Raw genomic sequence first — 24,625 nt, 5'->3', positions numbered from 1 at the left:
CGGTTGCCGGATTTGGAGAGGGGGAATGTTTGTTGGATCCGGTAGTGTTAACCTCAAGTCTGCACCCGACCCCACCATGGCGAGGTGCTTCGTGTCCCCGTCCGGGACAGACATCCTTCCGGGAGCCTCCCACACCACTCCGTGTTCCGTGCGCCGTACCTGGGCAGTACGACGTATGCGGACATTGAGCGGGGCCTAGGGCACGCTCCGGAATCGGTGCGACCACGCCACGTGACACCGGGTGTCACGGCTCGCGGAAGCGCCATCACCAGAAATTCTCTTCCGCCGCTTTGGCGGACCACCGCCCCGGCACGGTCCATCGAAGACAGGACCGTAGCCGGACAGCACAACCGGTCGCCGAGCCAGACAGGCCGACGTCCGCTCCAGGGAAGGACCCTTCGTGAGCGACACCACCGATCTGATGGGCGCACGTGTCGAGGAGACCGCTGCCGCGCCCGCCACGGACGCCTCCGCGCCTGCCAGCGGTGCCGGCTCCCGGCGGCGCCGGGGTACCGGCCTTGAGGGCATGGTGCTGGCCGAGCTGCAGCAGGTCGCATCCGGCCTCGGCATCAGGGGCACCGCGCGTATGCGCAAGAGCCAGCTGATCGAGGTCATCAAGGAGGCCCAGGCCGGGGGCGCCGCTCCCAAGGCGGAGGCGGCCCCTGAGACCAAGCCCAAGCGCCGGGCCACCTCCAAGGCCCGCACCGGCGAGGACGCCGCCGAGAAGAAGGCGGACAAGGCGGCCGGGGCCCCCGCCGAGAAGGCCGTGGCCCAGCAGCAGATCGAGATCCCCGGCCAGCCGGCCGGCGGCGCCGCCCGTTCGGGCGAGGCCGAGCGCGGCGGAGAGGACGCCCCGGCCGAGCGGCGTCGCCGTCGTGCCACCGCCGAGGCGGGCAGCCCGGCCGGCGCCGAGAGCGTCGCCGCCGAGGCGAAGGGCGAGTCCAAGAGCGACGCGCAGCAGCAGGGCGGCCAGCAGGGCGAGGCCCGTGGCGACGCCGGTGACGGCGAGGGCCGTGGCCGCCGCGACCGCCGCGAGCGTGGCCGCGACCGCGACCGCGACCGCCGGGGCAAGGGCGACGACCAGCAGGGCGGCGGCCGCCAGGACCGTCAGCAGCAGGGCCAGCAGCAGGGCGGCCGGCAGGACCGCAACAGCGGCCCGCAGGACGACGACGACTTCGAGGGCGGCCGCCGTGGCCGTCGCGGCCGCTACCGCGACCGCCGTGGCCGCCGCGGCCGCGACGACATCGCCGAGCCGCAGGTCGCCGAGGACGACGTCCTGATCCCCGTCGCGGGCATCCTGGACATCCTCGACAACTACGCCTTCATCCGGACCTCCGGCTACCTGCCCGGCCCGAACGACGTGTACGTCTCCCTCGCCCAGGTCCGCAAGAACGGCCTGCGCAAGGGCGACCACATCACCGGCGCGGTCCGCCAGCCGAAGGAGGGCGAGCGCCGCGAGAAGTTCAACGCGCTGGTCCGCCTCGACTCCGTCAACGGCATGGCGCCCGAACACGGCCGCGGCCGCCCGGAGTTCAACAAGCTGACCCCGCTCTACCCGCAGGACCGCCTCCGCCTGGAGACGGACCCGGGCGTGCTGACGACCCGGATCATCGACCTCGTGTCGCCGATCGGCAAGGGCCAGCGCGGTCTGATCGTGGCCCCGCCGAAGACCGGCAAGACCATGATCATGCAGGCGATCGCCAACGCGATCACCCACAACAACCCCGAGTGCCACCTGATGGTCGTCCTCGTCGACGAACGTCCGGAAGAGGTCACCGACATGCAGCGGTCGGTGAAGGGCGAGGTCATCTCCTCGACCTTCGACCGCCCGGCCGAGGACCACACCACGGTCGCCGAGCTGGCCATCGAGCGCGCCAAGCGCCTGGTGGAGCTGGGCCACGACGTGGTCGTGCTGCTCGACTCGATCACGCGTCTGGGCCGTGCGTACAACCTCGCCGCCCCGGCCTCCGGCCGCATCCTGTCCGGTGGTGTCGACTCGACCGCCCTGTACCCGCCGAAGCGGTTCTTCGGTGCGGCCCGCAACATCGAGGACGGCGGCTCGCTCACCATCCTCGCCACCGCCCTGGTGGACACCGGGTCCCGCATGGACGAGGTGATCTTCGAGGAGTTCAAGGGCACCGGCAACATGGAGCTCAAGCTCGACCGGAAGCTCGCCGACAAGCGCATCTTCCCGGCGGTGGACGTCGACGCGTCCGGTACCCGCAAGGAAGAGATCCTGCTCGGCAACGAGGAGCTCGCCGTCGTCTGGAAGCTGCGCCGGGTGCTGCACGCGCTCGACCAGCAGCAGGCGATCGAGCTGCTGCTGGACAAGATGAAGCAGACCAAGTCGAACGTCGAGTTCCTGATGCAGATCCAGAAGACGACGCCGACGCCCGGCAACGGCGACTAGCCGGTAGGTATCGGGTAAGAAACGAGGGCCGCCCCCCGTCACCAGGTGACGGGGGGCGGCCTTTTCGCGCTGAGAGGGAGGGGAGCGCATCACGCGCCCCGTTCACCACACCTCTCCCTGGGGGGAACCGCCTTGCCCACGCCCGAACCCGGGCGGCACAGACGCCGGATACGTCTTGCCGTCCCCCTGGCCGCGGCCGGTGTCGCCGCCGCCGTGGCCGCCGCGCTGATGACGGCCTCCGCCGGCGCGGCCACCGCGCTGCCGAAGCCCGGTACCGCACCCGCCGTCGCCCAGCCGTCCCAGTCCACGCTGGAGAAGCGCATCGCCGGAGCCTCCGGCACCGAGCAGCCGGCGAAGACCAGCAGCCCCTCGGCCGTGTCGCCGAAGATCATCGGCGGCAGCGAGACCACCATCTCCTCGGCGCCCTGGATGGCCCAGCTCTGGTACTACGACGACAGGAACACCACCGACACCGCCGACGACGTCGGCTTCTTCTGCGGCGGCTCGGTCGTCTCGCCGACGAAGATCCTCACCGCCGCGCACTGCCTGCGCAACGAGAACAAGAACTACGACTGGGCGGCCCACGGCGCCGTCGTCACGGGCACCGACCAGCTGCCCACCACCGACGCGGCCGGCGCCACCGACCTGCACGGCGGTCAGGCCACGGGCGTACTGCGCCAGTGGTGGCAGCCCGGATACGACCCGGTGGACCGGGAGACGGGGAGGTACGCGGACGACCTCGGCGTGCTCACCCTGGGCGTCCCGGTCAAGGCCACGCCGATCCGCATGGTCGCCTCCGGCGACACCGCGTCCTACGCCACGGGCACCAGCGCCAAGGTGTACGGCTGGGGCCGCACCAGCTCCACCACCCAGGACCTCTCGCAGACCCTGCGGACGACGTCGCTCACCCTGCACTCCGACAGCGCCTGCGCCGGGTCCTACGACACGGCCTACGTCGCGGGGAAGATGGTCTGCGCGGGCACCCAGAGCGGCAGCGACACCGGTACCAGCGCGACGTGCAACGGCGACTCAGGAGGCCCGCTCGTGGTGGGCGGCCGGATCGCCGGAGTGGTCTCCTGGGGCGTCACGGACTGCGTGGAGAAGGGCTACTACAGCGTCTTCACGAAGGTCGGCGCCTACGTCGGTTCCGCCTACCACCAGGTCGACGACGGCAACCTGAGCTACAAGGACAGCAAGGCCGACATCTTCGTGCGCGCCTCGTCCACGAAGACCGGGTACGAGAAGGACTCCAAGGGCACGTCCTTCGGCTCGCGCATCTCCTGGGGCGACTGGGGCGGCGTCAACCTCGCCCTCCAGACCGACCTGAACCGGGACGGCTACCAGGACGTGGTCTACCGGGTCAGCTCCACCGGCGACGTGTACTGGGAGCACTTCGTCCTCAACAGCGCCCGCACCAGCGGGAGCTGGACCGACACGAAGATCTTCACCGGCTGGAAGACCCGCAAGCGGATCATCACCGCGGGCGACGTCACCGGCGACTACCTGCCCGACGTGCTCTCCGTCGACTCGAACGGCACGCTGTGGCTGTACGCGGGCAAGGGCAACGGCACCTTCGCCTCCAAGGTGAAGGTGAGCACCGGCTGGGACCAGTACAACTCGGTGCGCGGCCACGGTGACTTCAACGGCGACGGCAAGGCCGACCTGCTCGCCCGCAAGTCGAGCACCGGCGACCTGTACCTGTACAAGGGCACCGGCAAGTCCGGCACGGGCGCCTTCTCCGCCCGGGTCAAGGTGCGCAGCGGCTGGACCGGCTACAACGCCTTCGACGCGGTCGGCGACGTGAGCGGCGACGGCAAGGCCGACTTCCTGGCCCGCACTCCCGGCGGGACCCTGTACCTGTACAAGGGCACCGGAAAGGGCACAAGCGAGATCTTTGACACAAGGGTTTCGGTCGGCACCGGTTTCCAGGCGTACGACATCTGGGGCTGAAACCGCAGGTGAGCCCGGCTCACCGTGGGCCGTACGGTCACGCACGGTGCCCGCCGCCGCACGCGGCGGGCACCGTGCGCTGTGCAACCCTGTGCCGAGTTTCTCCGTCTGACCGGGCGGAGCGACGATGGAGCGGTGACGACCGCGCCTGACCCTGAAAGCAGGGGGTAGACGACAGGACGAGACCTAGGAGTGACGTGTCCGCCGAGAGCACGCCGGAGCCCGGCATAACGGAGCCGGTCCCCACCGGCCCGCAGAACAGACGCGGGGGCCGCCGCCGCAAGGCCGCCACCCCCGGCAAGCGCCGCAAGGCCCTGCTCGTCACCGCCTGGGCGGCCGCCGGAGTCGTCGTGCTGGGCGGCACCGGTCTCGGGTACGTCTACTTCAAGCTCAACGGCAACCTCAAAAGCGTCGACATCAACCAGGCCCTCGGCGACGAGCGGCCCACGAAGGTCGACAACGGCTCCGAGAACATCCTGGTCCTCGGCTCGGACACCCGCTCGGGCAAGAACCGGAAGCTGGGCGGCGGCACGGACGACGGCAGCGCCCGCTCCGACACCGCGATGATCGTCCACGTGTACAAGGGGCACAAGAAGGCCAGCGTGGTCTCCGTCCCGCGCGACACCCTCATCGACCGCCCCGCCTGCACCGACACCGGCGGCGGCAGCCATCCCGCGGCCTCCGGCGTGATGTTCAACTCCGCGTACTCCACCGGCGGAGCCGCCTGTGCCGTGAAGACGGTCGAGTCCCTCAGCGGCATCCGCATGGACCACTACCTCGAGGTCGACTTCGCCGGCTTCCAGCGGCTCATCGACGACCTCGGCGGAGTCCCGGTCACCACGACGAAATCCATCGCCGACCCGCAGAGCCACCTGCACCTCAAGGCCGGCACCCACACCCTCGACGGTGAGCGGGCGCTCGCCCTGGTCCGCACCCGGCACGGCGTCGGCGACGGCTCGGACCTCGGCCGCATCCAGCTCCAGCAGGCCTTCGTCAAGGCGCTCCTCGACCAGGTCGAGCACGTCGGCGTGCTCAGCAACCCCAAGAAGCTGTACGACCTCGCCGACACCGCCACCAAGGCCGTCACCGCCGACTCCGACCTCGGCTCGGTCAACGCCCTCGCGGACTTCGCGAACGGTCTGAAGGGCATCGGCTCCTCGCACATGCGGATGGTCACGATGCCGGTGCGCTACGACCCGGCCGACCCCAACCGGGTCCTGCTGCAGAAGGCCAAGGCGGAGCTGATCTGGAAGGCCCTGAGGAACGACAGGCCCATCCCCGCGTCGGCCACCAAGGGCACCGCCGCGGGCGAGGCCAAGGGCGTCGTCAGCGGCTGACCCCCGCCCCGGGACCGCCTCCGGGAATACACGGCCCCGCCCCCCGGTTTTGGGGGATGGCGCCAGTCCTGGCAGACTGGTACGTCGGCTCCGGTTCACGCTCTCGCATCCTGCGGCTGCGACCCGGCGCCCTCCCGAAACCTAGGAGACACCTTGAAGCGCGACATCCACCCCGAGTACGTCGAGACGCAGGTCAGCTGCACCTGTGGCGCGTCGTTCACCACCCGCAGCACCATCCAGTCCGGCACCATCCGGGCCGAGGTCTGCTCCGAGTGCCACCCGTTCTACACGGGCAAGCAGAAGATCCTCGACACCGGTGGCCGTGTGGCCCGCTTCGAGGCCCGCTTCGGCAAGGCCGCCGGCTCCAAGAAGTAGCGAGCCCCATACCGCCGGTCCACGGTCGCGCCCTCTCGCGGGGGTGTGCCCGGGACCGGCGTTTTTGGTCGCCCGCCCTTACCTCACCGCAGTATCAGGAGCCGAAAGATGTTCGAGGCCGTCGATGAACTCGTCGCCGAGCACGCCGACCTGGAGAAGCAGCTCGCCGACCCGTCGGTCCACGCCGACCAGGCCAACGCGCGCAAGCTGAACAAGCGCTACGCCGAGCTCACCCCGATCGTCGCCACGTACCGCTCCTGGAAGCAGACCGGCGACGACATCGAGACCGCGCGCGAATTCGCCGCCGACGACCCCGACTTCGCGGCCGAGGTCAAGGAGCTGGAGAGGCAGCGCGAGGAACTGACCGAGAAGCTGCGCCTGCTGCTCGTGCCGCGCGACCCCAGTGACGACAAGGACGTCATCCTGGAGATCAAGGCCGGCGCCGGCGGTGACGAGTCCGCGCTGTTCGCCGGCGATCTGCTGCGCATGTACCTGCGGTACGCCGAGCGGATCGGCTGGAAGACCGAGATCATCGACGCCACCGAGTCCGAGCTGGGCGGCTACAAGGACGTCCAGGTCGCGGTGAAGGCCCGCGGGCAGATCGAGCCCGGCCAGGGCGTGTGGGCCCGGCTCAAGTACGAGGGCGGCGTGCACCGGGTGCAGCGCGTGCCGGCCACCGAGTCCCAGGGCCGGATCCACACCTCCGCCGCCGGTGTCCTCGTGACCCCCGAGGCGGAGGAGGTCGACGTCGAGATCAACCCGAACGACCTGCGGATCGACGTCTACCGGTCCTCCGGGCCCGGCGGCCAGTCGGTCAACACCACCGACTCCGCGGTGCGCATCACGCACCTGCCGACCGGAGTCGTCGCCTCCTGCCAGAACGAGAAGAGCCAGCTGCAGAACAAGGAGCAGGCGCTGCGTATCCTGCGCTCCAGGCTGCTCGCCGCGGCGCAGGAGGAGGCGGAGCGGGAGGCGGCCGACGCCCGTCGCAGCCAGGTCCGCACCGTCGACCGCTCCGAGAAGATCCGCACCTACAACTTCCCGGAGAACCGCATCTCGGACCACCGCGTCGGCTTCAAGGCGTACAACCTGGACCAGGTCCTGGACGGCGACCTCGCCGCCGTGATCCAGGCCTGCGTCGACGCCGACTCGGCGGCGAAGCTGGCGGCCGCGTAAGAGGCGCGTACGAGTTACACGGAGGACTTGCGTGCAGTCACCCACCGGGGCGCGACCCCCGAGCCCCCGCAGTCTGCTGCTCGCCGAGGTGGCCCAGGCGACCCAGCGGCTGGCCGACGCCGGCGTGCCCTCGCCGCGCACCGACGCGGAGGAGCTCGCCGCGTTCGTGCACGGCGTGAAGCGGGGCCAGCTGCACTCCGTGAAGGACTCCGACTTCGACGCCCGCTACTGGGAGGTCATCGCCCGGCGTGAGCAGCGCGAGCCGCTGCAGCACATCACCGGGCGGGCCTACTTCCGGTACCTGGAGCTGCAGGTCGGGCCGGGTGTGTTCGTGCCCAGGCCGGAGACCGAGTCCGTGGTCGGCTGGGCCATAGACGCCGTGCGCGCCATGGACGTGGTCGAGCCGTGCATCGTCGACCTGTGCACCGGCTCCGGCGCCATCGCGCTCGCGCTCGCCCAGGAGGTGCCGCGCTCGCGCGTGCACGCCGTGGAGCTGAGCGAGGAGGCGCTCCAGTGGACCCGCAAGAACGTCGAGGGGTCCAGGGTCGACCTGCGCCAGGGCGACGCCCTGACCGCCTTCCCGGACCTCGACGGTCAGGTCGACCTGGTCGTCTCCAACCCGCCGTACATCCCGCTCACGGAATGGGAGTACGTCGCGCCGGAGGCCCGTGACTACGACCCGGAGATGGCGTTGTTCTCCGGCGAGGACGGACTCGACCTGATCCGCGGCATCGAGCGCACCGCGCACCGGCTGCTGCGGCCCGGCGGGGTCGTCGTCATCGAGCACGCCGACACCCAGGGCGGCCAGGTGCCCTGGATCTTCACCGAGGAGCGGGGCTGGGCCGACGCGGCCGACCACCCGGACCTCAACAACCGCCCCCGGTTCGCGACGGCGCGCAAGGCGCTGCCGTGAGCACCCCGACGACTTCCAGCCCGCAGTACCCGCACGAGGAGGCTCGCTAGACATGGCACGGCGATACGACACCAACGACGCGACCGACCGTGTGACGGGTCTGCGCGAGGCCGCGTCCGCCGTCCGCCGGGGCGAGCTGGTGGTACTGCCGACCGACACGGTCTACGGCATCGGCGCCGACGCGTTCTCCGCGGAGGCGGTCGCCGACGTGCTGGCCGCCAAGGGCCGGGGCCGCAACATGCCCACCCCTGTGCTGATCGGCTCCCCGAACACCCTGCACGGGCTCGTCACGGACTTCTCCGAGCTGGCCTGGGAACTGGTCGACGCCTTCTGGCCGGGCGCCCTCACGCTCGTCGCCCGGCACCAGCCGTCCCTGCAGTGGGACCTGGGCGACACCCGCGGCACGGTCGCCGTGCGCATGCCGCTGCACCCGGTCGCCATCGAGCTGCTCACCGAGGTCGGTCCGATGGCCGTGACCTCGGCCAACCTCACCGGCCACCCCGCGCCCGAGGACTGCGACGCCGCCCAGCGGATGCTCGGCGACTCCGTCTCCGTCTACCTCGACGGCGGCCCGACGCCCGGCAACGTGCCGTCGTCCATCGTGGACGTCACCGGCGAGGTGCCGGTGCTGCTGCGGCAGGGCGCGCTCTCCCCGGAGGAGCTGCGCAAGGTCGTACCCGACCTCGAGGTGGCGAATTGACGGCCCCTGACGCGGGGCGTGGCATAGGCAGGGAGAGCGCCGCGGAGATCACGACGACGTTCGTCGGGCTGCCCCGCGACTGCTTCCGCATCCTCCACGTCAGCACCGGCAACGTGTGCCGCTCCCCGATCACCGAGCGGCTGACCCGGCATTTCGTGACGGAGCGCCTCGGTGTGCTCGGCGGCGGGCTGATCGTGGAGAGCGCCGGCACCTGGGGTCACGAGGGGGCGCCCATGGAGGCCAACGCGGAGACCGTGCTGGCCGAGTTCGGCGCCGACGCCTCCGGGTTCACCGGCCGGGAACTGCTGGACGAGCACGTCATCATGGCCGACCTCGTCCTCACGGCCACCCGCGACCACCGCGCCCAGGTCATCTCCATGGGCCACTCGGCGGGCCTGCGCACCTTCACCCTGAAGGAGTTCACCCGCCTGGTGCGCGCCATAGACCCCACCACGCTGCCCCCGCTGGAGGACGGCGTGGTGGCGCGTGCGCGCGCCCTGGTGCGCGCGGCGGCCGCGCTGCGCGGTTGGCTGCTGGCGCCCACCGCGGAGGCGGACGAGGTGTACGACCCGTACGGGGCGCCGCTGCCCTTCTTCCGCTCGGTCGGCGACGAGATACACGAGGCGCTCGATCCCGTGGTGACCGCGCTGACCGGGGTCCCCGCCCGCGCCTGACGCGGGCGGGCGCCGCCCCCCGCCCGTGGGAACGCCGGCGCCGACGGGTGGGGCAACCCGCGCGTACCGGACATCCCGGGCCTACATTGGTCTCACGTCACCGTCGACCGCCCGGAGCCCGCCATGTCGGTCACCCGCACCCTCGAGACCGATGTCCTGCGGGACCAGGATCCCGAGCTCGCCGACATCCTGTACGGGGAGCTGGACCGGCAGTCGACGACGCTGCAGCTCATCGCCGCCGAGAACTTCACCTCGCCGGCCGTGCTGGCCGCCCTCGGCTCGCCGCTCGCCAACAAGTACGCCGAGGGCTATCCCGGCGCCCGGCACCACGGCGGCTGCGAGATCGTCGACGTGGCCGAACGCCTGGCCGTGGAGCGGGCCACGGCGCTGTTCGGCGCCGAGCACGCCAACGTGCAGTCCCATTCCGGCTCCTCGGCCGTCCTGGCCGCCTACGCCGCCCTGCTGCGCCCCGGCGACACCGTCCTCGCCCTGGGGCTGCCCTACGGCGGCCACCTCACGCACGGCTCGCCCGCGAACTTCTCCGGCCGCTGGTTCGACTTCGTCGGCTACGGCGTCGACGCCGAGACCGGCCTCATCGACCGCGACCAGGTCCGCCACCTGGCGCTCAGCCACCGGCCCAAGGCCGTCGTCTGCGGCTCCATCGCCTACCCCCGCCACCTCGACTACGCCTTCTTCCGGGACGTCGCAGACGAGGTGGGGGCGTATCTGATCGCCGACGCCGCGCATCCGATCGGCCTGGTCGCCGGGGGAGCGGCGCCCAGCCCGGTGCCGTACGCGGACATCGTCTGCGCCACCACGCACAAGGTGCTGCGCGGCCCGCGCGGCGGAATGATCCTGTGCGGGGCCGAACTGGCCGAGCGGGTGGACCGGGCCGTGTTCCCCTTCACCCAGGGCGGCGCGCAGATGCACACCATCGCCGCCAAGGCCGTCGCGTTCGGCGAGGCGGCGGCCCCGGCCTTCGGCGCCTACGCCCACCAGGTGGTCGCCAACGCACGGGTGCTCGCCGGGCACCTGACCGCCGAGGGGCTCCACGTGGTCACCGGCGGCACCGACACCCACATGGTCACCGCCGATCCGGCGCCGCTCGGCGTCGACGGACGCACCGCGCGCGGGCGGCTCGCGGCGGCCGGGATCGTGCTGGACTGCTGTGTCCTTCCCCACGGTGACGGCCGCGGGCTGCGCCTCGGCACGGCCGCCGTGACGTCGCAGGGCATGGGGGAGCCGGAGATGGTCCGGATCGCAGCGCTCATGGCCGCCGCGCTGCGGGGCGAGGCGGAACCGGGCGTGACACGGGCCGAGGTGCGTGAGCTGACCGGCGCATTCCCCCCGTATCCAGGGTGAACCGGGGTACGCGCACCTGTGTGCACCCCGACGCGCGCGGTGGCTCACAGCCGCCCGTGCAACCATCGTCGCTACCCGGAAGTCCTCATCCATATGCGTCCGTCGCTAGGGTGTGGGGCTGTGATGGCCAGCGAGACCTGTGGGGAAGCCCGTGCGTGAATACCTGCTGACGCTCTGCATCACGGCCGCGGTGACGTACCTGCTGACAGGACCGGTACGGAAGTTCGCGATCGTGGCGGGGGCGATGCCGGAGATCCGGGCACGTGACGTGCACCGGGAACCCACTCCGCGGCTCGGCGGGATCGCGATGTTCTTCGGACTGTGCGCGGGCCTGCTGGTGGCGGACCACATGACCAACCTCAACGAGGTCTTCGCCAAGTCGAACGAGCCGCGGGCGCTGCTGTCCGGCGCCGCGCTGATCTGGCTGATCGGCGTCCTGGACGACAAGTTCGAGATCGACGCGCTGATCAAGCTCGGCGGACAGATGATCGCCGCGGGCGTCATGGTCATGCAGGGTCTGACGATCCTGTGGCTGCCCGTCCCGGGCGTGGGAAACGTGGCGCTGACCCAGTGGCAGGGCACCCTGCTGACCGTGGCGCTGGTCGTCATCACGATCAACGCGGTGAACTTCGTGGACGGCCTCGACGGCCTGGCCTCCGGCATGGTCTGCATCGCGGCGGCCGCGTTCTTCCTGTACGCCTACCGGATCTGGTACTCGTACGGCATCGAGGCCGCCGCCCCGGCGACGCTGTTCTCGGCCATCCTGATGGGCATGTGCCTGGGCTTCCTGCCGCACAACATGCATCCCGCGCGGATCTTCATGGGCGACTCCGGCTCGATGCTGATCGGGCTGGTGCTGGCCGCCGGCGCGATCTCCGTCACCGGCCAGGTGGACCCGGACGCGCTGGCCCTGTTCACCGGTTCGGAGAAGGCGGCCGTGCACCAGACGGTGCCCGTCTACATCCCGCTGCTGCTGCCCCTGACCATCATCGCCGTGCCCGCCGCCGACCTGGTGCTGGCCATCGTCCGGCGCACCTGGCGCGGTCAGTCGCCGTTCGCCGCGGACCGCGGCCATCTGCACCACCGCCTGCTGGAGATCGGCCACTCGCACAGCAGGGCGGTGCTGATCATGTACTTCTGGTCGGCGCTGATCGGCTTCGGCGCGCTCGCCTACTCGGTGAACTCGGCGTCGATGTGGATCGTGCTCGGCGTCGTCTTCCTGAGCGCGATCGGCCTGATCCTGCTCCTGCTGCCCCGCTTCACGCCCCGGGTGCCCGCGTGGGCCCAGCACTTCGTGCCGCCCCGCTACCGCAGGCGCCGCCGCGCGGCCGAGGACCTGGAGCTGTCCGCGGAGTCCGGGGAGACCGCGGAGGCCGCCGCGCAGGAGCCGTCGGAGTCCGAGGAGCGGACCCCCGTGGCGGCCGGTACGACAGGGGTCAACGGGGCGACCGCCATCGGCCCTCGTTCGCGTATCGGCAAGGCCACAAGGTAAGAATCTGACTAGAGCATTGCCATCTCGTGGGGGAGCAAAGCTCCCCAATACCAGACAAAAGGGCTGGGTTTTTGCACAGACGCGCGCCATCACACTCATGTGTGACAGCAAGCACACCCAGCAGGTAAAGACCTCATCAAATAGTTTGTGATACGGTTCACGAGAACCCCGGATAGAACCGAAGGACCGTAGTGCGACGGTCCGCCGGTGTGAGGTCTCGACTACTCAGCCCGGGACTACGCTCGTCCATGACGACACCTGCCCCCCTGTGAAAGCGGAGTTGCCGCCATGCCGTCCAATGACGCCCGGAACCTACTGCAGATCGCTGTGCCCGCAGCGGCCGCCGGCGTGATCGCCGTCGCCGTGAGCGCCGCGGTCGCGGGAGGCAAGGGCGCCCTCGGCGCGGCTGTCGGCACGGCGCTGGCCGTCCTGTTCATGGGAATCGGCCTCTACGTTCTGCAGTGGACGGCAAAAACGCTCCCGCAGCTGTTCCAGGCCATGGGGCTGATGCTCTACATGGCGCAGCTGCTGCTCCTCCTGATCTTCGTCGCCGTCTTCAAGGGCACCTCACTCTTCAACGCCAAGGCGTTCGCCGTGTCGCTGGTCGTCACGACCGTCGTGTGGATGGCCGCGCAGGCGCGCGCACACATGAAGGCCAAGATCTTCTACGTCGATCCCGACTCGGCGAAGAGTGAGAAGCACGAGAAGACGGGGCCGCCGTCGTGAGGGGTAGGGGCGGGATAAAGGCCTGTGAGATCTCCTGCTATCGTCCGGTGCCAACTGCGGCATCGCGGGCGCGGGCATCCGAGCTGACGCCTGCTCAATCGCGAGGCTTGATGCCCCCCAGCCGCCCCCACATCCGTAACACCAGTCCGGTGCCGATCAGCGGCCCTGCGCCGCGCCGACACAACGAGGTTGCCGTACCCATGCGTCACGCCGAAGGAGCCCGCGGTGAGTGCTGACCAGACCCAGCTCGCCTTTGACTGGAGTTGTCGGATCATGTCCGACAACGGGTGTGGCTTCCCGGCTCCGGGCCTGCACTCGTTCCTGTTCAAGCCGATGGCCACGGTCGGCGGCTTCGAATTCAACAAGGTGATGCTGCTCGCGCTCGTCACCACGGTCGTCGTCATCGCCTTCTTCTGGGCCGCCTTCGGCAACGCCAAGGTCGTCCCCGGCAAGCTGCAGATGATCGGCGAGGCCGGCTACGACTTCGTGCGCCGCGGCATCGTCTACGAGACGCTCGGCAAGCGCGAGGGCGAGAAGTGGGTGCCGCTCATGGTCTCCCTCTTCTTCTTCATCTGGCTGATGAACATCTGGTCCGTGATCCCGCTGGCCCAGTTCCCGGTTGCCTCGGTCTTCGCGTTCCCGGTCGTCCTCGCGGTGCTCGTGTGGGTGCTCTGGGTCGGTCTGACGTTCAAGCGCCACGGCTTCGTCGGCTTCTTCAAGAACATCACGGGCTACGACAAGTCGCTCGGCGCGGTGCTCCCGCTCGTCATGGTCATCGAGTTCTTCTCGAACCTGCTCGTCCGCCCGTTCACGCACGCGGTGCGACTCTTCGCCAACATGTTCGCCGGTCACCTGATGCTGGTGATGTTCACCGTCGCCTCCTGGTACCTGCTGAACAGCTGGATGATCCCGGCCGCCGGCATCTCCTTCGTGATGACCATGGCCATGATCTGCTTCGAACTTTTCGTGCAGGCCGTCCAGGCGTACGTCTTCGTACTGCTGGCCTGCTCCTACATTCAGGGCGCTCTCGCCGAGCACCACTGAGCCTCAACACACCCCCGGTCGTCCGGTGGCCAACCCCCACCGGTCCGTAAAGAGAAGGAAGATTCACCATGGCTGCCACTGAGACCCTCGCCGCTGTCTCCGGTTCCATCGGTTCTGTCGGTTACGGCCTCTCCGCCATCGGCCCCGGCATCGGCGTCGGCATCATCTTCGGCAACGGCACCCAGGCCCTCGCCCGTCAGCCCGAGGCTGCCGGCCTGATCCGCGCCAACCAGATCCTGGGCTTCGCCTTCTGTGAGGCGCTCGCCCTCATCGGCATCGTCATGCCGTTCGTGTTCGGTACCAAGTAAGACATCCGTACCGACACGTATCGACGAAAGGCACTGATGTGATCGCCAACCTGGCACAGCTGGCGGCCGAGGAGACCGAGCAGAACCCGCTCATCCCGGCCGGCCCCGAGCTGCTCGTCGGCACCATCGCCTTCGCCATCGTGTTCTTCTTCTTCTGGAAGAAGCTGCTTCCGAACATCAACAAGGTTCTGGAGGAGCGTCGCGCGGCGATCGAAGGCGGCATCGAAGAGGCCGACGCCATGAAGGTCGAGGCCCAGAGCGTCCTTGAGCAGTACAAGGCTCAGCTCGCCGAGGCCCGGCACGAGGCCGCGCGTCTGCGCCAGGAGGCGCAGGAGCAGGGTGCCGCGCTCATCGCCGAGATGCGGGCCGAGGGCCAGCGGCAGCGCGAGGAGATCGTCGCCGCCGGTCACACCCAGATCGAGGCCGACCGCAAGGCCGCCGCGGGCGCGCTCCGCCAGGACGTCGGCAAGCTCGCCACCGACCTGGCCGGCAAGCTCGTCGGCGAGTCCCTCGAGGACCACGCCCGGCAGAGCCGTGTGATCGACCGCTTCCTCGACGAGCTCGAGGAGAAGGCCGAGGCCACGCGATGAACGGAGCGAGCCGCGAGGCCCTCGCAGCCGCACGTGAGCGTCTCGACGCGCTGACGGACTCCACGTCCGTGGACGCGACGAAGCTCGCGGACGAGCTGGCGGCCGTCACCGCGCTGCTCGACCGCGAGCCCAGCCTGCGTCGGGTCCTCACCGACCCGGCGCAGCCCGGTGAGGCCAAGGCCGAGCTGGTCCAGCGGCTGATCGGCGGTCAGGTCGGCACGACCACCGCCGACCTCGTGGCCGGCATGGTCCGTTCCCGCTGGTCGCAGCCGCGCGACCTGGTGGACGCCCTGGAGGAGCTGGCGAACGTCGCCGACCTCACCTCGGCGCAGAAGACGGGCACGCTCGACGACGTGGAGGACGAGCTGTTCCGGTTCGGCCGGATCGTCTCCTCGAACACCGAGCTGCGTGCCGCGCTCACCAACCGCTCGGCGGGCGCCTCTGCCAAGGCCGAGCTGCTGCGCCGGCTCCTCGGCGGCCGGGCCAAGCCCGCCACCGAGCGTCTGGTCGCGCGCCTGGTGTCCGCGCCGCGTGGACGTAGCCTGGAGTCGGGACTGGAGTCCCTGTCCAGGCTCGCCGCCGAGCGCCGGGACCGCATGGTCGCCGTCGTCACGTCGGCGGTGCCCCTGAGCGACGGGCAGAAGCAGCGCCTCGGCGCCGCCCTGACCAAGCTCTACGGCCGCCGGATGCACCTCAACCTGGACGTCGACCCCGAGGTCGTCGGCGGGATCCGGGTGCAGGTCGGTGACGAGGTCATCAACGGCTCCATCGCGGACCGGCTGGAGGACGCGGCCCGCCGCATGGCGAGCTAGCGACACCTCGGCAATCGAGAAAACGCAAGACGTGCTTACGGCCCTGGTTGGGCCGTGCAGAGGATTCACCTCGTTCAGGGGGGAGTCCCCATCCCCCCAAAGTGAAACTTCGGGCCCAACAAGGAGAGCAGGGAACCCAGATGGCGGAGCTCACGATCCGGCCGGAGGAGATCCGGGACGCACTGGAGAACTTCGTCCAGTCGTACAAGCCGGACGCGGCCTCGCGCGAGGAGGTCGGTACGGTCACCGTCGCCGGCGACGGTATCGCCAAGATCGAGGGCCTGCCCTCGGCCATGGCGAACGAGCTGCTGAAGTTCGAGGACGGCTCCCTCGGTCTCGCGCTGAACCTGGAAGAGCGCGAGATCGGCGCCGTCGTACTCGGTGAGTTCAGCGGTATCGAGGAGGGGCAGCCGGTGCACCGCACCGGTGAGGTCCTCTCCGTCGCGGTCGGCGAGGGCTACCTCGGCCGCGTCGTCGACCCGCTCGGCAACCCGATCGACGGCCTCGGCGAGATCGAGACGTCCGGCCGCCGCGCCCTCGAGCTGCAGGCGCCCACGGTCATGCAGCGCAAGTCGGTGCACGAGCCGATGGAGACCGGCTACAAGGCCGTCGACGCCATGACCCCGATCGGCCGTGGTCAGCGTCAGCTGATCATCGGCGACCGCCAGACCGGCAAGACCGCCCTGGCCGTCGACACGATCATCAACCAGCGCGACAACTGGCGCACCGGCGACCCGAAGAAGCAGGTCCGCTGCATCTACGTCGCCATCGGCCAGAAGGGCTCCACCATCGCCGGCGTGCGCCGCGCGCTGGAGGAGAACGGCGCCCTGGAGTACACGACCATCGTCGCCGCTCCGGCGTCCGACCCGGCCGGCTTCAAGTACCTCGCGCCGTACACCGGTTCGGCCATCGGTCAGCAGTGGATGTACGAGGGCAAGCACGTCCTGATCATCTTCGACGACCTGTCCAAGCAGGCCGACGCCTACCGCGCCGTGTCGCTGCTGCTGCGCCGCCCGCCGGGCCGTGAGGCCTACCCGGGTGACGTCTTCTACCTGCACTCCCGTCTGCTGGAGCGCTGCGCCAAGCTCTCCGACGAGATGGGCGCCGGCTCGATGACCGGTCTGCCGATCGTCGAGACCAAGGCCAACGACGTGTCGGCGTTCATCCCGACCAACGTCATCTCCATCACCGACGGCCAGTGCTTCCTGGAGTCGGACCTGTTCAACGCCGGTCAGCGCCCCGCGCTGAACGTCGGTATCTCCGTCTCCCGAGTCGGTGGTTCCGCGCAGCACAAGGCGATGCGCCAGGTCTCCGGCCGCCTCCGGGTGGACCTCGCCCAGTTCCGTGAGCTCGAGGCGTTCGCCGCCTTCGGTTCCGACCTGGACGCGGCCTCCAAGGCCCAGCTGGAGCGCGGTCAGCGCATGGTCGAGTTGCTGAAGCAGGACCAGTACCAGCCGATGTCGACCGAGGACCAGGTCGTCTCCGTCTGGGCCGGCACCAACGGCCGTATGGACGACGTCCCCGTCGTCGACATCCGCCGCTTCGAGCGCGAGCTGCTGGACTACCTGCACCGCAAGGAGTCGGGCCTGCTCACCTCCATCCGCGAGGGCGCGAAGATGTCGAACGACACGATCCAGGCGATCGACGACGCCGTCGCGGAGTTCAAGAAGCAGTTCGAGACCTCGGACGGCAAGCTGCTCGGCGAGGACACTCCTGCCGCTGCCGCCAAGTGACGTAAGGAAGGGACCTGACTCATGGGAGCCCAGCTCCGGGTCTACAAGCGTCGCATCCGATCCGTCAGCGCGACCAAGAAGATCACCAAGGCGATGGAGATGATCGCCGCCTCGCGCGTCGTCAAGGCGCAGCGCAAGGTGGCGGCCTCCACGCCGTACGCGACCGAGCTGACGCGCGCGGTCACGGCGGTCGGTACGGGTTCGAACACCAAGCACCCGCTCACCACGGAGGCGGAGAACCCGGCCCGCGCCGCGGTTCTGCTCCTCACGAGCGACCGCGGTCTGGCCGGCGCCTTCAACTCCAACGCCATCAAGGCGGCGGAGCAGCTCACCGAGCGCCTGGAGCGCGAGGGCAAGCAGGTCGACACGTACATCGTCGGCCGCCGTGGTGTCGCCCACTACAACTTCCGTGAGCGCAAGGTCGCGGAGTCGTTCACGGGCTTCACCGACGAGCCCTCGTACGCGGACGCCAAGAAGGTCGCGGCGCCGCTGATCGAGGCCATCGAGAAGGAGACGGCGGACGGCGGCGTGGACGAGCTCCACATCGTCTACACCGAGTTCGTCTCGATGATGACGCAGACCGCGCTCGACGCCAGGCTGCTGCCGCTGCGGCTCGAAGAGGTCGCGGAAGAGGCCGTCCCCAAGGGCGAGATCCTTCCGCTGTACGACTTCGAGCCGTCGGCGGAGGACGTCCTCGACGCCCTGCTGCCGCGCTACGTGGAGAGCCGGATCTACAACGCGCTGCTCCAGTCGGCCGCTTCGAAGCACGCCGCCACGCGGCGCGCGATGAAGTCGGCCACCGACAACGCGGGCGAGCTGATCAACACGCTCTCCCGTCTTGCCAACGCGGCCCGCCAGGCCGAAATCACCCAGGAAATCAGCGAGATCGTCGGTGGAGCCAGCGCCCTGGCCGACGCGACCGCGGGGAGTGACCGATAAATGACCACCACTGTTGAGACCGCGACGGCTACGGGCCGCGTCGCCCGGGTCATCGGCCCGGTCGTCGACGTGGAGTTCCCCGTCGACGCGATGCCGGACATCTACAACGCCCTTCACGTCGAGGTGGCCGACCCGGCCAACGCCGGCGAGAAGAAGACGCTGACCCTGGAGGTCGCCCAGCACCTGGGTGACGGCCTGGTCCGCACCATCTCCATGCAGCCCACCGACGGTCTGGTCCGCCAGGCCCCGGTCGTCGACACCGGCAACTCCATCACGGTGCCCGTCGGCGACTTCACCAAGGGCAAGGTGTTCAACACCCTCGGTGAGGTGCTGAACGTCGACGAGAGCTACGAGGGCGAGCGCTGGGGCATCCACCGCAAGGCCCCGAACTTCGACGAGCTCGAGTCGAAGACCGAGATGTTCGAGACCGGCGTCAAGGTCATCGACCTGCTGACCCCGTACGTCAAGGGCGGCAAGATCGGTCTGTTCGGCGGCGCCGGCGTCGGCAAGACGGTGCTCATCCAGGAGATGATCTACCGTGTCGCCAACAACCACGACGGTGTCTCCGTGTTCGCCGGTGTCGGCGAGCGCACCCGTGAGGGCAACGACCTGATCGAGGAGATGGCCGACTCGGGCGTCATCGACAAGACCGCCCTGGTCTTCGGTCAGATGGACGAGCCCCCGGGCACCCGTCTGCGCGTCGCGCTGGCCGGCCTCACCATGGCCGAGTACTTCCGTGACGTCCAGAAGCAGGACGTGCTGTTCTTCATCGACAACATCTTCCGCTTCACGCAGGCCGGTTCCGAGGTCTCCACCCTGCTCGGCCGTATGCCGTCCGCGGTGGGCTACCAGCCGAACCTGGCCGACGAGATGGGTCTCCTCCAGGAGCGCATCACGTCGACCCGCGGTCACTCGATCACCTCGATGCAGGCGATCTACGTCCCCGCCGACGACCTGACCGACCCGGCCCCGGCCACCACCTTCGCCCACCTCGACGCGACGACGGTTCTGTCCCGTCCGATCTCGGAGAAGGGCATCTACCCGGCCGTGGACCCGCTGGACTCCACGTCCCGGATCCTGGACCCGCGCTACATCGCCGCGGATCACTACAACGCCGCCATGCGCGTGAAGACGATCCTGCAGAAGTACAAGGACCTCCAGGACATCATCGCGATCCTCGGTATCGACGAGCTCGGCGAGGAGGACAAGCTCGTCGTCCACCGTGCCCGTCGTGTGGAGCGCTTCCTGTCCCAGAACACCCACGTCGCCAAGCAGTTCACCGGCGTGGACGGCTCGGACGTGCCGCTCGACGAGTCGATCGCCGCGTTCAACGCGATCTGCGACGGCGAGTACGACCACTTCCCCGAGCAGGCGTTCTTCATGTGCGGTGGCATCGAGGACCTCAAGGCCAACGCCAAGGAGCTGGGCGTCTCCTGAGCCCCGTGCTCTCGATGAGGGGGCGGGTGCGTCCCGCCCCCTCGTCCACGCCCTCTAGAATTGACCCCAACACCCGGCATCCCCGCCGGGTGGTGACCCGAGGAGCCACCCTTGGCTGCTGAGCTGCACGTCGAGCTGGTCGCCGCCGACCGCCAGGTCTGGTCCGGCGAGGCCACCCTGGTCGTCGCGCGCACCACGTCCGGCGACATCGGCGTCATGCCCGGTCACCAGCCGCTGCTCGGTGTGCTGGAGTCGGGCCCGGTGACCATCCGTACGAGTGATGGTGGAACGGTCGTCGCCGCGGTGCACGGCGGTTTCATCTCGTTCGCGGACAACAAGCTGTCGTTGCTGGCCGAGATCGCCGAGCTGTCGGACGAGATCGATGTCCAGCGCACGGAGCGCGAGCTCGAGCGCGCGAAGGCGGATGACGACGCGGAGGCACAGCGCCGCGCCGACGTCCGTCTGCGGGCGGCGACGGCGGCGCGTTGATCCAGCGCGCGGTGTGATGACGTCACTCAGCCGCGGTCGGTCCGGAGCAATCCGGTACCGACCGCGGCTGAGGCAGATGTGGGTGTTTTTTCGGTTTCATTACTCAGTTGTTAGCGCAGTGACACTGCCAGGGAGACGAGGAGGTCGGTGCCGATGGTCCTCGCTCTGACTGTGTGCGGGATCGTGGTCGCGCTCGTGGTGGTGGGACTGTTCCTGTTCGGGCTGCGGCGCAGACTGATCCAGCGCTCCGGCGGGACCTTCGACTGTTCGCTGCGCTGGGACGTGCCCGAGAGACCGGACGCGGGCGGCAAGGGCTGGAGTTACGGCGTCGCCCGCTACAACGGCGACCGGATCGAGTGGTACCGGGTCTTCTCCTACGCCCTGCGCCCGCGCCGTGTCCTGGAGCGCGCCGCCATCGAGGTGGCCGGCCGCCGGCTCCCCGAGGGCGAGGAGGAGCTGGCGCTGCTCTCCGACGCGGTGATCCTCGCCTGTGTCCACCGCGGCACGCGCCTGGAACTGGCGATGAGCGAAGACGCGCTGACCGGGTTTCTCGCGTGGCTGGAAGCAGCCCCGCCTGGTCAGAGGGTGAACGTGGCGTAGCCACGTTCACCCTCTGAGGGGGGCTCCCCCCGGACGAAGTCCGGGGGGAGCGTCAATGTCGCCTAGGTGTTCTACAGGTTGCTGTTGATGGCGCTCACCAGCTCGCCGTTGCTGGTGTCGCCGCTGAACTCCCAGAAGAACGCGCCGCCCAGGCCCTGGTTCTTGGCCCACGCCATCTTCGTGGCGATGGTGGCGGGGGTGTCGTAGGACCACCAGTTGCTGCCGCAGTGCGCGTACGCGGTGCCGGCGACGGTGCCGGTGGCCGGGCAGGACGTCTTGAGCACCTTGTAGTCCTCGATGCCCTGCTCGTAGGTGCCCGCGGCCGGGCCCGTGGCGGTGCCGCCCGGGGCGTCCTGGGTGACGCCGGTCCAGCCGCGGCCGTAGAAGCCGATGCCGATGAGCAGCTTCTTCGCCGGAACGCCGATCGCCTTGAACTTCGCCATCGCGTCGGCGGTGGTGAAGCCGGCCTTCGGGATGCCGGAGTACGAGGTGAGCGGGGAGTGCGGGGCGGTCGGGCCCTGGGCGTCCCACGCTCCGAAGAAGTCGTACGTCATCACGTTGTACCAGTCGACGGAGTTCGCGGCGCCGGCGTAGTCGGCGGCCTCGATCTTGCCGCCGTTCGAGCCGTCCGCGGTGGTGGCCGCGGTGACCAGGTTGCCGGTGCCGAACTTGGCGCGCAGCGCGGCCATGACGTTCTTGAAGGCCGCCGCCCCGCTGGTGTCACAGCTCAGCCCGCAGGCGTTCGGGTACTCCCAGTCGATGTCGATGCCGTCGAAGACGTCGGCCCAGCGCGGGTCCTCGACCAGGTCGTAGCAGGACTGCGCGAAGGCGGCCGGGTTCTTCGCGGCCTCGCCGAAGCCGCCGGACCAGGTCCAGCCGCCGAAGGACCACAGCACCTTGATGTTGGGGTACTTGGCCTTGAGCTGACGGAGCTGGTTGAAGTTGCCGCGCAGCGGCTGGTCCCAGGTGTCGGCGGTGCCGCTGACGGACTGGTCGGCGGTGAACGCCTTGTCGTAGTCGGCGTAGGAGTCGCCGATCGCGCACTTGCCGCCGGTCACGTTGCCGAAGGCGTAGTTGATGTGCGTGATCTTCGAGGCGGAGCCGGACGTCACCAGGTTCTTGACGTTGTAGTTGCGGCCGTAGATGCCCCACTCGGTGAAGTAGCCGAGCTTGACCTTGTCGCCGGTGGGCGGGGGAGTGGTGCCGCCGCCGGTGGTGTGCACGGCGACCGCGCCGCTGACCGGTCCGGTCTGGTCGGCGGTGTCGCGGGCCCGCACGGTGTAGGAGTAGTCGGTGCCGGCGGTCAGCCCGGTGTCGGTGTACGAGGTGGCGGTCACCGTGGAGACGACCTTGCCGTCGCGCAGGACGTCGTAGTTCTTGACGCCCTCGTCGTCGGTGGCCGCGCCCCAGGAGAGCTTCACCGAGGTGTCGGTGATGCCGGAGGCGGTCGGGGTGCCGGGGGCGGAGGGGGCGGCGTCACCGGGGACGGTGGTGCCGTCGCAGCTGTCGCCGTTCAGCTTGCAGTTGGACGGGGAGCCGGGGCCCGCGCCGTTGAAGCCGAAGGAGACGGAGGCGCCGGGGGCGATGCTGCCGTTGTAGGACTTGTTCTTGGCGGTCCAGTGGGTGCCGGAGTTCGTGACGTCCGCGTCCCACGCGGAGGTCACGGACGTGCCGGAGGGGAAGTCCCACTCGACGGTCCAGGAACTGATGGCGCTGGTGCCGGTGTTCTTCACGGTCCACTGACCGCCGAAGCCGGTGCCCCAGTCGCTGGTCTTGGTGAAGCTCGCCGTCGCGTTGGCCGCGGCCTGGGCGGGGCTCGCGAGACCGACCAGGCCGGCCAGGGGGAGCAACAGGGTCGCGAACCCTGCCGCGGCTCTGTGTCTGAAGCGCATGCTGCGCCTCCCTCTTCTCGGGGGTGTCAGGGGCATGACTGAGCCTTCACGCCCACGGTGCCGCGAGAATAGAAAGGTCTGGACCACGTGGTCAATAGGTCTGGACCACTTGTCCCCGACTCGGCCGGATCCTCAACTCCCGCGCCGCAGCCGCCGCTTGCGCAACGGAAGCGGCCCGCGCCCTCCCCGTGGGGAGAGCGCGGGCCGCCGCCGGATTCCCGCCTAGCGCTCCCCGCCCGGCACCCACAGCACGTCGCCGGTCTCCTTGTTCGCCGTCCGGGCCAGGATGAACAGCAGGTCGGACAGGCGGTTGAGGTAGGTCGCGGTCAGCGGGTTCATCACCTCGCCGTGCACCTCGAGCGCCGCCCAGGTGGAGCGCTCGGCCCGGCGCACCACCGTGCACGCCTGGTGCAGCAGGGCGGCGCCGGCGGTGCCGCCCGGAAGGATGAAGGAGCGCAGCTTCTCCAGCCGCTCGTTGAAGCGGTCGCAGTCCGCCTCCAGCCGGTCGATGTAGAACTGCTCGACCCGCAGCGGCGGGTACTCCGGGTTCTCCTTCACCGGCGTCGACAGGTCAGCGCCCACGTCGAACAGGTCGTTCTGGACGCGGGTGAGGACCTCGACGATCTCCGTGTCCAGGCCGCCCAGCGCGATCGCCGTGCCGAGCACCGCGTTCGCCTCGTTGGCGTCGGCGTACGCCGAGATCCTGAGGTCCGTCTTGGCGACCCTGCTCATGTCGCCGAGGGCGGTGGTGCCCCGGTCGCCGGTCCTGGTGTAGATGCGCGTCAGATTGACCATGTGACCAGCGTAGTTACGCTCCGGGTGTCCGGAGCCCGCGTGTGCTCACTGTCACGGCCCGTACGCGCCCTTCTCGACGGCACCGGCTGCCCGGCGGCGAGCGGTCCTCGTGCCCGCCGTGCTCCGGGGCGCTCGGCGGCGGCCAGTGCGGAGGCCGCCGCGTGCGGTGATCACGGACGGCCAAGTCGGGGACGGGCGGGAGACATGACGGGGCTCGAAGAGCTGGAGGCCGCGCTTCCGGCGATGACGCGGTGGCGCGTGCCGGAGGGCCGCGGCGTGGACTGGGCGGCCCTGGAGGCGGCCCTCGGGACGGCGCTGCCCTCGGACTTCCGCCGCCTGGCGGAGGCGTATCCGGTGCTGGTCGTCGACGACTTCCTCATGGTGTCGTCGCCGGCACCCGGCGCCGAGGCGCTGTGGGCGTTGGCGTGCCGGGAGGACGAGGTGCTCCAGGACCTGTACGAGATGGACGACACCGAGGGCTACGTGCCCTTCCCGCGGCCGGGAGGCCTGATCTCCTGGGCGGAGTCCTGTTCGGGTGACGCCTTCTACTGGAAGGCGGACTCCGCCGACCCGGACGCGTGGCCGGTGGTCGTCCGCGGGGACGACGGCGACTGGTCGGAGTTCCCGCTCGGCGCCGTCGCGTTCCTCGCCGGCGTGTACGGCCGCACCGTCGACGTGCCGGGCATGCCCAGGAGCTTCCCCGGCGAGAACCCGCAGGTGCTGGGTCTGAGCGCCTGACCGGCGCCCGGGTCCGGCGGGGCGCCCCCGCGGCGCCGGGCGCTAGGCCGTGTCCGCAAAGTCGCGTCTGCGTCGCGACGCCCGGCACGCACTCTCGCCGCACCGGCCGAAAGCCCGAGTACACCCAGTACGA

General features: G+C 69.8%; 23 protein-coding genes. 21 read left to right on the top strand and 2 right to left on the bottom strand.

Annotated elements, in window-relative coordinates; all coding sequences use genetic code 11:
* Positions 1 to 400: 400 nt before the first annotated feature.
* The 20 genes from rho to ACFYU0_RS32570 all read left to right on the top strand — a co-directional run bounded on the left by rho (position 401) and on the right by ACFYU0_RS32570 (position 21,067).
* The gene (gene rho, locus ACFYU0_RS32665; protein WP_351662913.1) at positions 401 to 2,410 is read left to right on the top strand and encodes a transcription termination factor Rho; all 2,010 of its coding nucleotides are present in this window, start codon (positions 401 to 403) and stop codon (positions 2,408 to 2,410) included.
* Positions 2,411 to 2,638: 228 nt separating this feature from the next.
* Complete coding sequence (locus ACFYU0_RS32660; protein ID WP_389306047.1) at positions 2,639 to 4,360, top strand: trypsin-like serine protease; 1,722 nt, start codon at positions 2,639 to 2,641, stop codon at positions 4,358 to 4,360.
* Positions 4,361 to 4,557: 197 nt separating this feature from the next.
* Positions 4,558 to 5,697, top strand: a complete 1,140-nt coding sequence (locus ACFYU0_RS32655; RefSeq protein WP_389305900.1) for an LCP family protein — start codon at positions 4,558 to 4,560, stop codon at positions 5,695 to 5,697.
* 153 nt (positions 5,698 to 5,850) lie between these two features.
* A complete protein-coding gene (gene rpmE, locus ACFYU0_RS32650) occupies positions 5,851 to 6,072 on the top strand; it encodes a 50S ribosomal protein L31 (protein ID WP_059301453.1) in 222 nt (73 codons plus the stop codon).
* 108 nt (positions 6,073 to 6,180) lie between these two features.
* Positions 6,181 to 7,248 (top strand): peptide chain release factor 1, encoded by a 1,068-nt coding sequence (gene prfA, locus ACFYU0_RS32645; protein ID WP_389305897.1) that lies wholly within the window; start codon positions 6,181 to 6,183, stop codon positions 7,246 to 7,248.
* 73 nt (positions 7,249 to 7,321) lie between these two features.
* Positions 7,322 to 8,161 carry a peptide chain release factor N(5)-glutamine methyltransferase gene (prmC, locus tag ACFYU0_RS32640; protein WP_351663017.1) on the top strand — a complete coding sequence of 280 codons (840 nt, stop codon included), beginning with the start codon at positions 7,322 to 7,324 and terminating at the stop codon, positions 8,159 to 8,161.
* Positions 8,162 to 8,213: 52 nt separating this feature from the next.
* On the top strand, positions 8,214 to 8,861 hold the full coding sequence (locus tag ACFYU0_RS32635; protein WP_351662923.1) for an L-threonylcarbamoyladenylate synthase: 648 nt from the start codon (positions 8,214 to 8,216) through the stop codon (positions 8,859 to 8,861).
* On the top strand, positions 8,858 to 9,535 hold the full coding sequence (locus tag ACFYU0_RS32630) for a protein-tyrosine-phosphatase (protein WP_351662926.1): 678 nt from the start codon (positions 8,858 to 8,860) through the stop codon (positions 9,533 to 9,535). The genes ACFYU0_RS32635 and ACFYU0_RS32630 overlap by 4 nt, the downstream gene beginning before the upstream one ends.
* A gap of 123 nt (positions 9,536 to 9,658) precedes the next feature.
* The gene (gene glyA, locus ACFYU0_RS32625) at positions 9,659 to 10,897 is read left to right on the top strand and encodes a serine hydroxymethyltransferase (RefSeq protein WP_389305894.1); all 1,239 of its coding nucleotides are present in this window, start codon (positions 9,659 to 9,661) and stop codon (positions 10,895 to 10,897) included.
* 151 nt (positions 10,898 to 11,048) lie between these two features.
* Entirely contained in the window at positions 11,049 to 12,389 is a 1,341-nt protein-coding gene (locus tag ACFYU0_RS32620; protein WP_351662932.1) for an MraY family glycosyltransferase, read from the top strand.
* Positions 12,390 to 12,677: 288 nt separating this feature from the next.
* Positions 12,678 to 13,115, top strand: coding sequence for a hypothetical protein (locus tag ACFYU0_RS32615; protein WP_351662935.1), 438 nt, complete (start codon positions 12,678 to 12,680; stop codon positions 13,113 to 13,115).
* A 273-nt stretch (positions 13,116 to 13,388) separates the two neighbouring features.
* Complete coding sequence (gene atpB, locus ACFYU0_RS32610; RefSeq protein WP_351663020.1) at positions 13,389 to 14,159, top strand: F0F1 ATP synthase subunit A; 771 nt, start codon at positions 13,389 to 13,391, stop codon at positions 14,157 to 14,159.
* A gap of 68 nt (positions 14,160 to 14,227) precedes the next feature.
* Positions 14,228 to 14,467: an ATP synthase subunit C gene (locus ACFYU0_RS32605; protein WP_053670587.1), complete on the top strand. Its 240-nt coding sequence runs from the start codon at positions 14,228 to 14,230 to the stop codon at positions 14,465 to 14,467.
* Between the two features lie 38 nt (positions 14,468 to 14,505).
* Positions 14,506 to 15,057, top strand: coding sequence for a F0F1 ATP synthase subunit B (locus tag ACFYU0_RS32600; RefSeq protein WP_351662938.1), 552 nt, complete (start codon positions 14,506 to 14,508; stop codon positions 15,055 to 15,057).
* Positions 15,054 to 15,869 (top strand): F0F1 ATP synthase subunit delta, encoded by an 816-nt coding sequence (locus ACFYU0_RS32595; protein WP_351662941.1) that lies wholly within the window; start codon positions 15,054 to 15,056, stop codon positions 15,867 to 15,869. The genes ACFYU0_RS32600 and ACFYU0_RS32595 overlap by 4 nt, the downstream gene beginning before the upstream one ends.
* A 140-nt stretch (positions 15,870 to 16,009) precedes the next feature.
* Positions 16,010 to 17,602: a F0F1 ATP synthase subunit alpha gene (gene atpA, locus ACFYU0_RS32590; RefSeq protein WP_351662944.1), complete on the top strand. Its 1,593-nt coding sequence runs from the start codon at positions 16,010 to 16,012 to the stop codon at positions 17,600 to 17,602.
* A gap of 21 nt (positions 17,603 to 17,623) precedes the next feature.
* Positions 17,624 to 18,541 carry a F0F1 ATP synthase subunit gamma gene (locus ACFYU0_RS32585; RefSeq protein ID WP_199212022.1) on the top strand — a complete coding sequence of 306 codons (918 nt, stop codon included), beginning with the start codon at positions 17,624 to 17,626 and terminating at the stop codon, positions 18,539 to 18,541.
* Entirely contained in the window at positions 18,542 to 19,978 is a 1,437-nt protein-coding gene (gene atpD, locus ACFYU0_RS32580) for a F0F1 ATP synthase subunit beta (protein ID WP_389305889.1), read from the top strand. It abuts the gene before it with no gap.
* A gap of 111 nt (positions 19,979 to 20,089) precedes the next feature.
* On the top strand, positions 20,090 to 20,467 hold the full coding sequence (locus tag ACFYU0_RS32575; RefSeq protein ID WP_351662947.1) for a F0F1 ATP synthase subunit epsilon: 378 nt from the start codon (positions 20,090 to 20,092) through the stop codon (positions 20,465 to 20,467).
* 153 nt (positions 20,468 to 20,620) lie between these two features.
* A complete protein-coding gene (locus ACFYU0_RS32570; RefSeq protein WP_389305886.1) occupies positions 20,621 to 21,067 on the top strand; it encodes a DUF2550 domain-containing protein in 447 nt (148 codons plus the stop codon).
* 71 nt (positions 21,068 to 21,138) lie between these two features.
* Here the strand turns inward: ACFYU0_RS32570 and ACFYU0_RS32565 are convergent, their stop codons facing one another.
* Together ACFYU0_RS32565 and ACFYU0_RS32560 are read right to left on the bottom strand one after the other, a co-directional pair.
* A complete protein-coding gene (locus ACFYU0_RS32565; protein WP_389305884.1) occupies positions 21,139 to 22,959 on the bottom strand; it encodes a glycosyl hydrolase family 18 protein in 1,821 nt (606 codons plus the stop codon).
* 222 nt (positions 22,960 to 23,181) lie between these two features.
* Positions 23,182 to 23,754 carry a cob(I)yrinic acid a,c-diamide adenosyltransferase gene (locus tag ACFYU0_RS32560; RefSeq protein WP_351662956.1) on the bottom strand — a complete coding sequence of 191 codons (573 nt, stop codon included), beginning with the start codon at positions 23,752 to 23,754 and terminating at the stop codon, positions 23,182 to 23,184.
* A gap of 204 nt (positions 23,755 to 23,958) precedes the next feature.
* Here ACFYU0_RS32560 and ACFYU0_RS32555 point away from each other — a divergent pair, with 204 nt between their 5' ends.
* A complete protein-coding gene (locus ACFYU0_RS32555; protein WP_389305881.1) occupies positions 23,959 to 24,492 on the top strand; it encodes a hypothetical protein in 534 nt (177 codons plus the stop codon).
* Positions 24,493 to 24,625: the final 133 nt, after the last annotated feature.

This window comes from Streptomyces sp. NPDC003720 (assembly GCF_042875075.1).
GTDB lineage: Bacteria > Actinomycetota > Actinomycetes > Streptomycetales > Streptomycetaceae > Streptomyces.
The sequence above is the reverse complement of the archived record's forward strand: the minus strand, read 5'-3'. Positions and strand labels throughout refer to the sequence as shown.

Excerpts from the sequence above, each read along its gene's own strand:
- ACFYU0_RS32595 (WP_351662941.1), top strand. The coding sequence starts at position 15,054 with ATGAACGGAGCGAGCCGCGAGGCCCTCGCAGCCGCACGTGAGCGTCTC.
- ACFYU0_RS32555 (WP_389305881.1), top strand. The coding sequence starts at position 23,959 with ATGACGGGGCTCGAAGAGCTGGAGGCCGCGCTTCCGGCGATGACGCGG.
- prfA (WP_389305897.1), top strand. The coding sequence starts at position 6,181 with ATGTTCGAGGCCGTCGATGAACTCGTCGCCGAGCACGCCGACCTGGAG.
- ACFYU0_RS32635 (WP_351662923.1), top strand. The coding sequence starts at position 8,214 with ATGGCACGGCGATACGACACCAACGACGCGACCGACCGTGTGACGGGT.
- atpB (WP_351663020.1), top strand. The coding sequence starts at position 13,389 with ATGTCCGACAACGGGTGTGGCTTCCCGGCTCCGGGCCTGCACTCGTTC.
- ACFYU0_RS32605 (WP_053670587.1), top strand. The coding sequence starts at position 14,228 with ATGGCTGCCACTGAGACCCTCGCCGCTGTCTCCGGTTCCATCGGTTCT.
- ACFYU0_RS32660 (WP_389306047.1), top strand. The coding sequence starts at position 2,639 with ATGACGGCCTCCGCCGGCGCGGCCACCGCGCTGCCGAAGCCCGGTACC.
- ACFYU0_RS32585 (WP_199212022.1), top strand. The coding sequence starts at position 17,624 with ATGGGAGCCCAGCTCCGGGTCTACAAGCGTCGCATCCGATCCGTCAGC.
- ACFYU0_RS32560 (WP_351662956.1), bottom strand. The coding sequence starts at position 23,754 with ATGGTCAATCTGACGCGCATCTACACCAGGACCGGCGACCGGGGCACC.
- ACFYU0_RS32615 (WP_351662935.1), top strand. The coding sequence starts at position 12,678 with ATGCCGTCCAATGACGCCCGGAACCTACTGCAGATCGCTGTGCCCGCA.
- glyA (WP_389305894.1), top strand. The coding sequence starts at position 9,659 with ATGTCGGTCACCCGCACCCTCGAGACCGATGTCCTGCGGGACCAGGAT.
- atpD (WP_389305889.1), top strand. The coding sequence starts at position 18,542 with ATGACCACCACTGTTGAGACCGCGACGGCTACGGGCCGCGTCGCCCGG.
- atpA (WP_351662944.1), top strand. The coding sequence starts at position 16,010 with ATGGCGGAGCTCACGATCCGGCCGGAGGAGATCCGGGACGCACTGGAG.
- ACFYU0_RS32570 (WP_389305886.1), top strand. The coding sequence starts at position 20,621 with ATGGTCCTCGCTCTGACTGTGTGCGGGATCGTGGTCGCGCTCGTGGTG.
- ACFYU0_RS32565 (WP_389305884.1), bottom strand. The coding sequence starts at position 22,959 with ATGCGCTTCAGACACAGAGCCGCGGCAGGGTTCGCGACCCTGTTGCTC.